Below are 14,639 nucleotides of genomic sequence, written 5' to 3'. Positions count from 1 at the left end.
CCATGCTGCAAGCACACACACCACCGCAGCCCTCGCACGCCACCACGTCATTTGCCACGCCCGTACAGCTACACGGCTGGGGTGTGCAACTGGCCCCGCTGCGCATGGCGCACATGGCCGGGCTGCAGGAAGCCGCCGCCGATGGTGAACTCTGGAAGCTGCGCGTGACCTGGGTGCCAGAGCCTGAGGAAACCCGGGCCTATATCCAGAAAGCGCTGGACATGCAGGCCCAGGGCACGCGCTGCCCATTCGTGGTGCTGCAAGCGGACACAGGCAAGGTGCTGGGCACAACCAGCTACCACGACATCGTGCCCGGGGCGCGGCGCGTAGAGATTGGCTACACCTGGTACGCCGCCAGCGCCCAGCGCAGCCACGTGAACACCGCCTGCAAGCTGCTGCTGATGCAGCATGCGTTCGAGACCCTGCAGTACGGCGTGATCGGCTGGCGCACCGATATTCTGAACACCCGCAGCCAGCAGGCCATTGAACGCCTGGGCGCACGCAAAGACGGCGTGCTGCGCCACCACACCACACGCTGGGACGGCAGCGTGCGCGACACCGTGATGTACAGCATGCTGGCCGCAGAGTGGCCCGCTGCACGCCAGCGTTTGCTGCAAAAATTACAGCTACTTGCGCCCGCCAATGCTTGGTTTTCAATATAAATTGCTTTAAAAACCAATATTCACCAGCGCTAGCAGCTTCTTTTTTGATATTGACCCATGCTGATTGACTTTTTCTACACCTTGCGTGCCGCCAAACTGCCAGTCTCGGTCAAGGAATACCTGATGCTGCTGGAAGCGCTGCAGGCCGGTGTGGTGGGCCCGCGCAGCAGCGATGGCTGGAGCCTGGACGACTTCTACTTCCTCGCCCGCACCACGCTGGTCAAGGACGAAAAGCACTACGACAAGTTCGACCGCGCCTTTGCCGCCTACTTCAAGGGCGTAGAAATGGTGACCGACTTCCAGAAAGCGCTGCCCGAGGAATGGCTGCGCAAGCTGCTGGAGCGCGAACTCACCCCCGAGCAGAAAGCCGCCATCGAGAAGATGGACTGGGACACGCTCATGGAGACGCTCAAGAAGCGCTTTGAAGAGCAGAAGGAGCGCCACGAAGGCGGCAACAAATGGATTGGCACGGGCGGCACCAGCCCCTTTGGCCACGGTGGCTACAACCCGCAGGGCGTGCGCATTGGCGGGCCAGGGCGCAACCGCAGCGCCGTCAAAGTCTGGGAGCAACGCGCCTACCGCGACTATGACGACACACAGGAGCTGGGCACGCGCAACATCAAGATGGCCATGCGCCGCCTGCGCAAGTTTGCGCGCCAGGGCGGCGAGCTGGAGCTGGACCTGCCGGACACCATCCGCAGCACGGCGGCCAACGCGGGCTGGCTGGACATCAAGCTCGTGCCAGAGCGCCACAACAACGTCAAAGTGCTGCTGCTCATGGATGTGGGTGGCACCATGGACGACCACATCCAGCGCGTGGAAGAGCTGTTTTCCGCCGCCAAGAGCGAGTTCAAGCACCTGGAGTTCTATTACTTCCACAACTGCGTCTACGACTTCATGTGGAAGAACAACCAACGCCGCTTTTCCGAGAAGTTCGACACCTGGGACATCATTCGCAAATACAACAAGGATTACAAGTTGATATTTGTGGGCGATGCCACCATGAGCCCTTACGAAATTTTGCAATCCGGCGGCAGCGTGGAATATCACAATGAGGAACCCGGCGCGGAGTGGCTGCAACGCCTGACCCACGCCTTCCCGCACCACGCCTGGATCAACCCTGAGCCTCAGGGTGTGTGGCAATACCGTCAAAGCATTGAGATCATTCGCCAGCTCATGGGCGGGCGCATGTACCCCCTGACTTTGAAGGGTTTGGAAGAAACCATGAGGCTGCTGTCAAAATAAATCCATGTCCAAGCCATCTCGCACAAAAACGCCGGTTCTTGTCCCGGCTTTTTTGTTGACCACCGCCTTGCTGCTGAGCGGGTGCTCTCTGCTGTCCAAAAACAAGGCAGGGGACATATTCCAGGAGCCGGAGAGCTTCACCATCGAGGTCGATGCCCCCAAGGACGTACGCGAACTGCTGGAAAAGTACCTGGAACTGGAACGCTACCGCCACTTTGCCGGGCTGCGCCCCAGTGAGCTGCGCCGACTGCTGGGCGCTTCCGACGGCAATATCCGTAACCTGCTCGGCAGCATCGGCTATTTCTCGCCCACCATTGAACTGGAGCTGCGTGAACAGCCGCGCGACTCTGGCATTCCCCCCACAGTGATCGTCAAGGTCGACCCCGGCCCTGCAACCAAGATCTCCCGTGTGGACATCAGCTTCAGCGGCACAAATGCCGATGACCCCAAAGGCAGCTTCATACGCCGCAGCATTGAGCGCAACTGGGACCTGCCTGTGGGAGAAACCTTCAGCCAGTCTGAGTGGAGCAGCGCCAAAAACGAAGGGCTGCGCAGCCTGCAAAATCGCCGCTACCCCACGGCCCAGCTGCTCAGCAGCAGTGCCAACATTGATACCGACACCAACGAAGCCGAGCTCAAGGTGAATTACGAGCCTGGCTCGGCCTATTATTTCGGCCCTCTGGTAATTGAGGGCGTAGAGCGCTACAACCCCGCAGGTCTGATTCGCCTGGCGCGCCTGCCCGTCGGGCAGGTCTACAGCCAAAGCAGCCTGCTCGATGCACAACAGCGCCTGGCATCCAGTGGCTACTACGACTCCGTCTTCCTGACACTGGCTACTGAAGTGGCAAAGCCCGGCGAGGCCGAAGTGCACGCCCCCGTGATTGCCGAAGTGCGTGAAGCCAAGCTGCAAAAATGGGTCTATGGTCTGGGCTTCAGCACCGACACGGGCACGCGTTTTTCGATTGACCACACGCACAACAAAGACCCATTCCTGAACTGGCGTGCGGTCAGCAAACTGCAGCTGGACAAGAAGTACCCCGAGATTTCTACCCGTCTGACTTCTCTGCCCGACTACAGCGGCTGGAACTACTTCATTGGCGGCAAGGCTGCGCGCGAAAAGCTGGCAGACTACTCCGTCAACAATATTTCGCTGCTGGCAGGCCGCGGCAAGAGCGAAGACAAGATCGACCGCAACTACTACCTGCAGTACGACATGGCCAAGCCACAGGGCAACGATGACTTGCCCTCCAGCTCGGCGCTCACAGGTAACTACAGCTGGACGGGGCGCTACTTCAACAGCACGCTTAACCCCACGCGCGGCTATGGCTTCGGCATTGAGCTGGGCGCTGGCTCCACGCTCACCCCGGACAACGAACCCTTTGGCCGCATCAGCGCACGCTGGCTGTACTTCCTGCCGCTGTCCCGTGACGAAGAAACGGGCCGCCGCAGCCGTCTGGCGCTGCGCGCCAATGGCGGTGCCGTGCTGGCTCGCCAGGATGCCACCATCCCCGTCACCCTGCTGTTTCTGGCAGGTGGTGACAACTCCATCCGGGGCTATCGCTACCAGAGCATCGGTGCACGTACGGACAATGGCGCCCTGGTCGGTGGCCGCTACATGCTCACCGGCAGTGTGGCCTGGATACGCCCCATCACCGTGGCCGGCAACCACTCGGACTGGGAGCAGTCCTACTTCATTGATACCGGTACGGTGACCGACAACATGAGTGACACCAAGATCTACACCGGCATTGGCACTGGTGTGCTCTGGAAAAGTCCCGTAGGCCCCATGCAAATCGACGTGGCCTATGGTGTGCAAACCCAAAAAATCCGTCTGCACCTGCGTTTAGGTTTTAACTTCTGATTTCATGCCTGCAGCCCGCACTCCCCGTTCTCCATCCACCTCCTCGGGCCGCCGCTGGCTGCGGCGCATGCTGCTCGGCGTCTTCATCCTGCTGCTGGGCGTGGTCGTACTGCTGGGCACTGCCTGGTGGTGGTCAGGTCAGAGCCAGTCGCTGCAGCGCACCCTCGAATATGTAGAGCGCTGGCTGCCCGCAGACCAGAAGCTGGAAGCACGCGGTGTGCAGGGCACGCTGCGCAACGGCGGGCAGATTGACTGGCTGCGCTGGAGCAGCCCCACCATGCAGGTGGAAGTCACCAAGGCAGACATCGGCTGGCAGCTGCCGCCCCTGCTGTCGCGCACCGTGCATTTTGGTCAGGTGAACATGGAGCAGCTACGCATCCAGAGCACGCCAGGCCCCAAGGATGAAACACCCACCGAGCCCCTGCAGTCGCTGGAGCTGCCCGTGCGCATTGATCTGCCCGTACATATCGAGCAGCTCATCTGGGAAGGCCCTCCACAGATAGAAATCCATGCACTGGATGCCCTGTACCGCTACACCGGCAAGGAACACCAGCTGGACGTGCGCAGCCTGCGCTATGCCGATGGCAGCTATGAGGCACAGCTGCGCCTGCAAGGTGCAGCCCCCATGCAGCTGCAAGCCTCTTTGCAAGGCCATCTGCAGACCAGCCTGCCCGGCAATGCCGAACAGACCCTCAAGGTACAAGCCCAGGCCAAGGTGCAGGGTACACTGGCTACCGAGGCTGCGCGCTTGCAGATCACGGCGCAGGCTGACACCACCACAGCGGCAGCTTCAGAAGACAAGCCTGCAGCAGATGCGGCACAGACAGCCGCCAAGGCAGACATCAGTGCCACCATTGCCCCCTGGAGCACCCAGGTGCTGGAGCAGGCAGATGCCACGCTGCAGCACATCAACATCGCCTGGTTTTTGCTTGATGGCCCACAGACCGACCTGAGCGGCAGCCTGCAGGCTGGCCCCCGGGACAATGGCTGGGCACTGCAAGCCAGCGTGGATAACCCGCTGGCCGGCCCCTGGGACCAGCAGGCCCTGCCCGTGCGCAATCTGACCGCACAGGCACAGTTTGACGGCCAGCAGCAATGGACACTGGAGCAGGCACGTATCGACCTGGGCCCCAAAGGCCCGGCCCACGTACAGGCGCAGGGACAGTTCAATACCAGCAGCCAGGTGTTTGAAGGCCAGGTGCAGTTTGCGGAGATCAACCCCGCACTGCTCTACAGCACACTGGACAGCGCCCCCCTGTCTGGCAGCCTGCAGGCCCACAGCGACACCAGCCAGCAGGTGCAGTTCAAGCTGGACCTGAAGGCCCCTGACGCCCGCCAGCGCGGCGCTCTGCATCTGGGTGCTGCGCGTGCGGAAGGCAGCTGGCAGGCACCAGAGCTGCAGGTGCGCCAGCTGTATCTGCAAGCCCTGCAGACCACGCTGCAAAGCCCCAGCGTCCGCTTTAACACCGACACCCAGCACATCGAAGGCAAGCTGCAGGCCCTGCTGCCCGGCGCACAGGCAGATCTGGCACTGAACACCAGCCCCACCGAAGGCCAGGGCCAGCTGCAGCTGAACATCCAGGCCGTGCAGACGCTGACGCAGTGGCTGGAGCAACTGACCGGCATGCACGACCTGCTCGGTGGTGCCAGCCTGCAAGGCCATGCCCAGGCCAAACTGCAATGGAAAGGCGGCTGGGGCAAGCTGCAGCAACGGCTGCAGAACCCTGCTGCTGCCCGCGAAGCCAGCCAGATGCACCTGAACGCACAGCTGCAGGTGCCACAGCTGAGCTACCAGAGCGCTGATGGCTCAACCTCCAGCCTGGCAGATTTCAAGCTCACACTGGATGGCAGCCCTGAATCCCTGCAGACCGAGCTGAGCGCACAGGCCAAGGTCGGCAATGAAAGCCTGCGCCTGCAGACCGCTGCCGTGCTGGGCCTGCAGCAAGCTGCCAAAGCCCATCCCCTGGACTGGTATGCCCGCATCAACCAGCTGCAGGCACAGTGGCAGACACCCAGCGACGCCACGCCCTGGAAAGCGCAGCTGGCAGAGCCACTGAGCATCCAGCAGCGCACCACCGGCAACCCTACGCAGACCACCAGCATCGAAACCAGCGCGGGCAAGCTCACCGTACAGCCCCCAGCACATGCCGGTGAAGCTGCGGCCTATGCCGTCTGGGAACCCGTCCTCCTGCGCCAGAGTGCGCAGGGCAACTGGGCCATCCGCAGCAAGGGCAGCCTGCACGATCTGCCCATGATGTGGGCCGATGTGCTGAACCCCGACCACCCACCGCTGGCCGCCATCGGCATCAGCGGCGATCTGCTGTTCAAGGGCGAATGGGATGTAGACACCACTGGCGGCAAGCTGCGCGCCCATGCCCTGGTCGAACGCGCCAGCGGCGACATCCGCTTCACCGCCGAAGACAGCAATGCAGCCAACGTCACCGTCATTCGCAGTTCGGGCGCCAGTGAGCAGCGCAGCCCCAACTCCACCCAGGTACAGTCACGCGCCTTCACGGCTGGCCGTGGCGTTCGCGCACGCGTGCAGGAGATGCGCGTGCTGTTCGATGCGAATGACAAAGACGTGCGCGCCCAGCTGCACTGGAGTACCGAGCGCGCCGGACAGATTCATGCAGACATCCGCAGCAAGGTGCAAACCACATCTGCTGGCATTGTCTGGCCGGACAGTGCACCACTGTCAGGCACCATCGATGCCGCGCTGCCCAACCTGGGTGTCTGGGCCTTTTTTGCACCACCCGGCTGGCGTGTCTCTGGCAGCCTCATGGCAGACCTTGACCTGTTCGGCACCCGCAAGGCCCCCGACTGGCGCGGCAAGATCGAGGCAGACAAGCTCAGCGTGCAGTCCCTGCTCGATGGCGTTGACCTCAAAGATGGCTACCTGCGCGCCACGCTGCAGGGCTCACGCATCAACATCACCGACATCTATCTGCAAGGCGGAGAAGGCAGCAGCACCCGCATCACCGGGCAAAGCGGCAACCTGACGAAAGCGCCCAAGAGCGGCGGCACACTCAAAGGCTCTGGCGTCATTGAATATGACCCACTGGCTCCGGAAGGCAGCTCTGGCCTGCGCATGGACCTGCGCGCCGTAGCTGACCACCTGCAGGTACTGGTGCGTGCAGACCGCCAGCTCAGCGTCAGTGGCGACCTGAAGGCCCTGCTGGAGCAAGGTCAGTTCACACTGGATGGCAAGCTCACCATTGATCGCGCAGCCATCATTCTGGCCAGCGACTCAGCCCCCAGCCTGGGGGATGACGTGCACATCACCTCGGCCGCTACCCGCAAGGCCGCAGCAGAAAAAGCCGCCCGCGAAGCCGCCCAGGCCAGAGGCTCCGTGCAAGTCAGCAAGCCACCGATCCTGCATGTGCAGCTGAATCTGGGTGATGACTTCGCGCTGCAGGGCTACGGCATCACCACACGCCTGAAGGGCGAACTCAGTATTTCCGGTGGGCCTCGCATCACCGGGGAAATTCACACCGTCAATGGCCGCTACCGCGCATGGGGACAGCTGATGGACGTGGAAAAAGGCACGATCCGCTTCAACGGCCCCTATGACAACCCGGCGCTGGACATCGTGGCCATTCGCCCCAACATCGACGTGCGTGCCGGCGTCAAGGTCACAGGCAGCGCCAACAACCCGCGCATCACCCTGTTCTCTGACCCAGAGATGTCCGATGCGGAAAAGCTCTCCTGGATTGTCATGGGCCGCGGTGCCTCGGGCGGTGGTGCGGAATCGGCGCTGCTGCAACAGGCCGCACTGGCCATGCTCAGCGGTGGTGGCAGCGGCGGCAACTTTGCCTCCCAGCTGGGCTTTGACGAAATTGGCTTCAGCGGCCCCAGCGAAGACGGCGAACGCGGCGCAGCACTGACTGTGGGCAAGCGCCTGTCCAAGGACCTGTATGTGGCCTATGAACAAAGCCTGAACGGCGCCATGGGCACGCTGTTTATCTTCTACGACCTCTCACGCCGCCTGACGCTGCGCGCCCAGACTGGCGAAAACAGCGCGGTCGATCTGATCTACACCCGGGTCAAGGATTGATCGCTGACGCACAAACTTGGCTGGCAGCAGGCCCACGGCATTTACAATACCGCCCTGATCCTGCTGCAGCCAAGCTGCTGCACAGCTATCAACTGCGCCGATGTCCCGGTAGTTCAATGGATAGAACAATTTCCTCCTAAGAAATAGATACAGGTTCGATTCCTGTCCGGGATACCAGTCAATGGTCTCAAAAAGGCCAACAAACACTCAAAACCCGCATGCTTCAAAGGCTTGCGGTTTTTTTTGCTCCAGGGGTTTGGTGGGCATGACAGATACACCGCAGCAATTCCGGCCCCTGGTGGCTACTACTGCAACGCCTTCTGTCGGCCTCGCCAGCGGTACTGCAGCACATACGCCCATGTGTATGCACTGATGGATCTTTCCCATGGGATGCCCACTCCCTCGTGGTCGGTCCAGACCACAAGCCAGTCTCAGCTACGCTACAGCCCACATCCACGCCGGGGGCCGGCTCATCTGCCAGTCTGGGGAAGGTTGCCGATTCACATACGAACCACCTCCATATTTGACATCAGGCAACAAACGGTTGCAGACCTGCTACACCGAGAGCTGTAGCCGTCACAGACTGCTGAAGGCTGACGATATATTCTCTGGATGCGAGTTTTTCCGTGGGGCAAATTACAACGCACTGCAGATGGCGCTGTTCAAGCACACAGCTTGGTCGACCACATGACGGATGTAGCAGCCGTCATGTATCGGTTGCTGCAGCTGCCTGGCATACAGCGCGCGGCGCAGCAAGCCGCTGGCCGCAAACTCTCTGAAATTGACATTGCACGCTTGGCCGTTCTGGCCTTTCTGCACGATCTTGGTAAGGCCAATACAGGCTTTCAAGGCAAATACTGGCGCCATGCCAACCAGCCACCACCGCCTGAGTGGTACAGCCAACCCTGTGGGCATGGTGCCGAAGGCTGGGGATTGATTGCCGCTACATGCGCCGGAGCATCTTGGGCACACCGGCTCCTGGCAGCCTGGCCACTGGAAGCCATGAATGCATGGGGCGAGGACTGGATTCGCCTGCTGCATGCGAGCATCAGCCACCATGGCAGCCCTGTTGGCGATGAAATGCATCCATTCCAATGGGAACCGGTCAAGCAGGGCCATCACGTGCTCTATGACCCGGCGCAAGCCATCAATGAAATGGGCTTGGCCATGCAGCAGCAATATCCCCAGGCCTTTGCGAGCGATGCGCCAGAGCTGCCCAACACAGCGGCATTTGTTCATCTATTTGCCGGTCTCGTGCAACTGGCAGACTGGCTGGGTTCAGACACCCGTCCCGGTTTCTTCCCATACACCCAGCCCGGGGAAGACCGAGCAACCACGGCCCAAGCCAGCGCACGGCATGCGCTGCGTGCCATTGGGCTGGATGCTGGAGACACTGCCACGCGCCAGCAATCCACCCATGACGAGTTCGCGCAAGCCTTTGGTGTCCCCACGCCGCGTCCCATGCAACAAGCCATGGCGAGCAGCGAGCTGGGGCCAGTGGTGATTCTGGAGGCTGAAACCGGCAGCGGCAAAACGGAGGCCGCACTGTGGCGCTTCTTGCACCTGTGGCGTGCCGGGCGAGTGGATGCGCTGTACTTTGCGCTGCCTACACGGGTGGCCGCCACACAGCTCTACGACCGCGTCAGAGACTTTGTACAACGCACCTGGAAAAGCGAAGCGCCTGTGGTAGTGCGCGCCCTGCCGGGCTACTCCGCTGCAGACAGCCAGACCTACCAGCCGCTGCCGGGCTTTCAGGTGCTCTGGCATGACCAGCCGCACGAGCAGGAAGCCGAACGCCGCTGGGCCGCTGAATCCCCCAAGCGTTATCTGGCAGCGCCCATTGCGGTAGGCACCATTGACCAGGCCTTGCTGGCAGCCTTGCAACTCAAACACGCACACATGCGCCATGCCATGCTCTCGCGCAGCCTGCTGGTGATTGACGAAGTGCATGCGTCAGACGCCTATATGACGCGCCTGACCGAGCACCTGCTGCGCGCACATGCCGCCTGTGGCGGACAGGCGCTGTTGTTGTCGGCCACACTGGGCGCCGTGGCACGTTCACGCTACCAGTCCATCGGCACGGTACGTACAGCACCACCACCTTCATTGGAAGAGGCGCAAAGCCTGGCCTATCCCGCCATCAGCCATCGCACCGCCCATGGCCCGCAGCTGCTGCCCGTGGAAGGCAACCCGCGCAGCAAAACCATTCACTGGCAAACGCTGGACAGCATCGATGACCCAGCACGCATTGCCGCCCTGGCCGTGGAGGCTGCGGCGCAGGGCGCTCGCGTGCTGGTCGTGCGCAATACCGTGCCTGCAGCCATCGCCACTTTGCAGGCCGTGGAAGCACTGGCAGCCAAGCGCGATCTGAACTGCCTCTTTCAAGTCAACGGCGTCAGCACCTTGCACCACAGCCGCTTCAGCCGCGCAGACCGCCCCTTGCTCGATGCCCAGGTGCAGGCTCAGATGGGCAAAGCACGCACAGCACGCCCCGGCAATGTGGGGTTGGTCATTGTGGGCACGCAGACCCTTGAACAAAGCCTGGACATTGATGCCGACCTGCTCATCACCGACCTGTGCCCCATGGATGTGCTGCTGCAGCGGCTGGGCCGCCTGCATCGGCATGCGCGCGATCAGCGCCCCCATGGCTATGAACGGGCGCAAGCCTGGGTGCTGACCCCGGCAGGCCACGATTTGACGCCGTTGCTGCAACGCCAACGGCACGGCCTGGGCCCTATCCGCCACAAAGGCGGCAAAGAGCCTTTGAGCGGTGTGTATGTCGATCTGCGCATGCTGGAAGCCACACGTCGCCTGATTGATGCACAGCCCACACGTAGCATTCCCGCAGACAACCGGCTGCTGGTGGAACAAGCCACCCACCAGGAAGCGCTGGATGCCATTGCACAAGACATGGGTAGTGCTTGGGAGCGCTTTGGCCAGGAAGTCGATGGTAAGTGCTCGGCCACAGCCACGATCGCCAACCTGCAAGCCATTGCTTTTGAGCGTGAATTTGGTGAACCAAAGTTCCCGAAAGATGCCACTGGCATTGGCACCCGCCTGGGTGCGGCAGACCGGCTGGTGGTGTTTGAGCACGCCCCTCCCGGGCCTTTCGGCGATGTGACCACGCAGCTGGCCCTGCGCCACCACATGGTCGAGCCAGACCTGGCTGAAGACGCGCAGCCCCACAGCATAGACATCCACCCCGATCAACGAGGTTTTGACTTCAGTCTGGGCCAGCGGCGATACCGCTACAGCCGCCTGGGCCTGGAAAGACTGGCTTCTGCACAAACGTAAGCCCAGCGGCCGTCTGAATGAAGCCATCGATAGAGAACAACGCAATACAAGGAGACACGTTCTATGCCAGCCACACCTTGCGAGACACAAGACGCATCCGCGCTGCGCTGGAATCTGCTGGATGAAGCACTGATCCGCTGGCGCAGCATCGAAGATGGCAGCCTGCACCACAGCAGCCTGCCACAGCTGCTGGCCGCCATGGCCAATTTGCAGGTGTACGACTTTCCCGCACTGCGTCCTCACCAGCGCCACCCCTGGCATGCCTTTCTGGTGCAGCTGGGCGCAATAGCCCTGCACCATGCCGGGCAATCAGAGCCGTGGCAACAGGCGGATGCCTGGCGCGCCGCCTTGCTGGCCCTCACACCAGACGATCCCGATGGTGCCGCCTGGTGCCTGGTCACCCCTGCAGACCGGCCGGCCCTGCTGCAAGCGCCCGTGCCCGGAGAAACCCCTCAGCGCTGGAGCAATGTGATCCATGCCGCTGATGCCCTGGACATGCTGGTGACCTCCAAAAACCACGACCTGAAAGCTGCACGCGCCAGACAGGCACAAGCGGACGACTGGTTGTTTGCCTTGGTCAGCCTGCAGACACAGGAAGGGGTGATGGGCAGGGGGAATTACGGTATCTCTCGTATGTATACCGGCTTTGGCAATCGTCCTGGTTTCGGTGTTGCACCCATCGGCTCCTGGAGCCAGCGCTGGCAATCCGACATCGCCAGCCTGCTCCTGCAACGCGAGCACATCGCCAGCACCTATGGGCTAGCCCATGCAGGCGGTCATGCCCTGTTGTGGCTGCTGCCGTGGTCTGGCACCGATGCGCTGACATTGCAATCTCTGGATCCCTTCTACATTGAGATTTGCCGCCGTGTGCGGCTGGCCGCCCCGCATGGGCAGCTCATGGCCCATGTCACCGGCAGCAAGGTGGCGCGCATTGATGCCAAACAGAGTAACGGCGTCACAGGTGATGCCTGGACCCCGGTGGAAACGGCCAAAGCCAAAGCACTGACCGTATCGCGCAACGGCTTTGACTACCAGCTGATGAGTGAGCTGCTCACTGGTGACACCTACACCATGGGAGCCGCATGGCGGCTTAATCCATGGCCACAAGGCACCTCTTTGCAAGCCATTGCCCAGGCGACAGTGCGCGGACAAGGCAAAACCGAGGGCTACCACGAGCGTCGAGTCCCCATTCCACCAAGGATGCGTCTCATGCTCATCAGCGGACAGCGCCCCCAACTCGCAGCCATAGCCCAAAAACGCGTCAAGGCCATTGCAGAAATGCGCAAGCTGTTATGGAGCGCGCTGACCGTGCTGTTTGCCAATGGCGAAAGCAGCGGTGGCAATGACGCTGTCAGCGACCGCGCCTCCCGCTATGCACAGCCCTTTGAGCAACGCGAAGATCGCCTTTTCTTTGCAGACCTGCAACAGGAAATCGATGCCGAGGAAACACAGCGTGAAGAGGTGTATCTGCAATGGCTGCTCGCACTGGCCGCACGCGCAGAACAGGTGCTGCGCCATGCCTTTATCGCAGGCCCACGCAGCAATATGCAGCGCTACAAGGCACAGTCAGCCGCGCTGTCACGCTTTGATGCAGGTCTGAGAAGCAGTAAATCTTTCCCCGAGCTGGCCAACCACTTTGCCCGGCAACGCGCCAGCCGTACTGCCCACGCAGCGTCCGATTCTGAAGGAGCCCACCATGCTTGACGCCACCGAACCGCTTGCCGCTACCACCACGCCCCTACACACACCGCGCAGCCCCTACCCAGCGCTGGCTGCCTACATTGAAAACGCCAGCCTGGGCGAACGCGCCGCACTGGCCCGCATGAGCCCCGACCAGCCCCTGCGGTCCCATGCAATGGCGGCGCTCTCGCGGGCCTTGCTCAGTGCGCATGTCGAAATCGAGCACCTGACGCTCTCCGCCTGGCAGCGTTGGGCGCTGATCGCACATGGCATGGCCCTTGCCGGGCATGACGGCAAAGGCAGATTGGGAGAACAGCTGGCCCGTGCAGAGGTTGCCGAGTCGCGCGTCAACAAGCTGCTGACGGCCCGTGCAGATGCCTTTACCCAGCTGCTGCCTCGCGTGCTGCGCCTGCTGGTCAGCAAGGGCGTGCGCCCCAACTGGCTGGAGCTGGGGCCTCTGGTACTCCAGGAAAACAGCAGCAATTCCGCTGCCATCACTAGGGCTGAACACATCCGGCTGGGCATCGCAGGTGCCTACTTCGCCCAGCAATCGCGCGACAAAAAATAGCCTCTAAAGCACATAAAACCAGCCAAAGACGCTATCAAAACCAGATCAACCGCCTGATTCATCACACCATCCAACACAAGGGGAGACGCCATGACACTGCCACGTTTTTTGCAAATCCACACCCTGCACAACTACCCCGCAGCCCTGCTCAATCGTGACGATGCAGGACTGGCCAAACGCCTGCCCTATGGCGATGCCATTCGCACCCGCATCTCGTCCCAGTGCCTCAAGCGCCACTGGCGTGTGGCAGAGGATGCCTTTGCCCTGAAAAATCTGGACGTACCCATGGCAGTACGCTCCCGCGAAACACCACGCCTGATCAAAGAGCGCCTGATGGCCGCTGGCGTTACTGAGCCACTGGCGCAACTGTCAGTAGAGGGACTGCGTGCTGCGGGGCTTTTGGACAAGGCCAAAGAGCTCAAAGGCCAGGATGCACTGGCGACAGGTCAGGCTGTCTTGCTGGGTTACGCAGAGATTGAATACCTGGTGCAGCGATGCGCTGCCCTGGCCAGCGAGCACACCGAAGAAAAAGCCCTCAAAACGGCAATTGCCAACTTCCTGAAAGAGGAAAAGAAAAACATTGAGGCCATGCGTTTAGGCTGCGGCCTGGAATCGGCACTCTTTGGCCGCATGGTCACCTCGGATGTGCTGGCCAGCCGTGATGCCGCCATTTATGTGGCCCATGCCTTCACGGTGCATGAAGCCCAGGTGGAAAACGACTACTTCACCGTGGTGGACGATCTGCTGCAAGAGGCAGGCGAGACGGGCTCGGCTGGCATTTTTGACACCGAACTAGCCAGCGGCCTGTACTACGGCTATCTGGTCGTGGATGTGCCGCAGTTGGTGGCTAATTTGGAAGGCATTGAAATCAAGGACTGGGCCAGCGCCACACCCGAGCAGCGCAGCCTGGCAGGCCGCGTGGTGCAACACCTGCTGCATCTGGTGGCCACCGTCAGCCCCGGCGCCAAGCGCGGCTCCACCGCCCCCTTTGAGTGGGCCAAGTTCATGCTGGTGGAGGCCGGTGACTGGCAACCCCGCAGCCTGGCCGGAGCCTTCCAGAATGCGCTGTCCACACGCCAGCCGGGACTGCGCCAGGCAGCGGTACAGCGCCTGAGCGACGAAATAGCACGTCTGGATGCGGCCTACGGCGCCCCACTGGCACGCCGCTATCTGAGCGTGGATGAGGTCAGCGTGCCCGGCGCACAGCGGCTGCCGCTGAATGCGCTGGCGCAATGGGCCCGTGCTGCGGTGGAACAAGCCAGCGCGGAGGTGTGA

The 14,639-nt window shown here is 61.8% G+C and carries 8 protein-coding genes and 1 tRNA gene; all 9 read left to right on the top strand.

Annotated elements, in window-relative coordinates:
• Window positions 1-2 precede the first annotated feature (2 nt).
• The 9 genes from B5M06_RS08990 to cas7e all read left to right on the top strand — a co-directional run bounded on the left by B5M06_RS08990 (window position 3) and on the right by cas7e (window position 14,639).
• Window positions 3-662 (top strand): GNAT family N-acetyltransferase, encoded by a 660-nt coding sequence (locus tag B5M06_RS08990; RefSeq protein ID WP_054065748.1) that lies wholly within the window; start codon window positions 3-5, stop codon window positions 660-662.
• Window positions 663-719: 57 nt separating this feature from the next.
• Window positions 720-1,907: a vWA domain-containing protein gene (locus B5M06_RS08985; RefSeq protein WP_054065749.1), complete on the top strand. Its 1,188-nt coding sequence runs from the start codon at window positions 720-722 to the stop codon at window positions 1,905-1,907.
• Window positions 1,908-1,962: 55 nt separating this feature from the next.
• Window positions 1,963-3,768, top strand: coding sequence for an autotransporter assembly complex protein TamA (locus B5M06_RS08980; RefSeq protein WP_436796619.1), 1,806 nt, complete (start codon window positions 1,963-1,965; stop codon window positions 3,766-3,768).
• 4 nt (window positions 3,769-3,772) lie between these two features.
• Window positions 3,773-7,822, top strand: coding sequence for a translocation/assembly module TamB domain-containing protein (locus tag B5M06_RS08975; protein WP_054065750.1), 4,050 nt, complete (start codon window positions 3,773-3,775; stop codon window positions 7,820-7,822).
• A 102-nt stretch (window positions 7,823-7,924) separates the two neighbouring features.
• A tRNA-Arg gene (locus B5M06_RS08970) sits at window positions 7,925-7,999 on the top strand.
• 435 nt (window positions 8,000-8,434) lie between these two features.
• A complete protein-coding gene (locus B5M06_RS08965) occupies window positions 8,435-11,116 on the top strand; it encodes a CRISPR-associated helicase/endonuclease Cas3 (RefSeq protein WP_054065751.1) in 2,682 nt (893 codons plus the stop codon).
• A gap of 63 nt (window positions 11,117-11,179) precedes the next feature.
• Entirely contained in the window at window positions 11,180-12,820 is a 1,641-nt protein-coding gene (gene casA / locus B5M06_RS08960) for a type I-E CRISPR-associated protein Cse1/CasA (RefSeq protein WP_054065752.1), read from the top strand.
• Window positions 12,813-13,364 (top strand): type I-E CRISPR-associated protein Cse2/CasB, encoded by a 552-nt coding sequence (locus B5M06_RS08955; RefSeq protein WP_080025355.1) that lies wholly within the window; start codon window positions 12,813-12,815, stop codon window positions 13,362-13,364. The genes casA and B5M06_RS08955 overlap by 8 nt, the downstream gene beginning before the upstream one ends.
• Window positions 13,365-13,454: 90 nt before the next feature.
• Entirely contained in the window at window positions 13,455-14,639 is a 1,185-nt protein-coding gene (gene cas7e / locus B5M06_RS08950) for a type I-E CRISPR-associated protein Cas7/Cse4/CasC (protein WP_054065754.1), read from the top strand.

The organism is Comamonas kerstersii (assembly GCF_002056725.1).
Classification (GTDB): domain Bacteria; phylum Pseudomonadota; class Gammaproteobacteria; order Burkholderiales; family Burkholderiaceae_C; genus Comamonas; species Comamonas kerstersii.
This window is presented reverse-complemented; position numbering and strand designations above follow the sequence as displayed.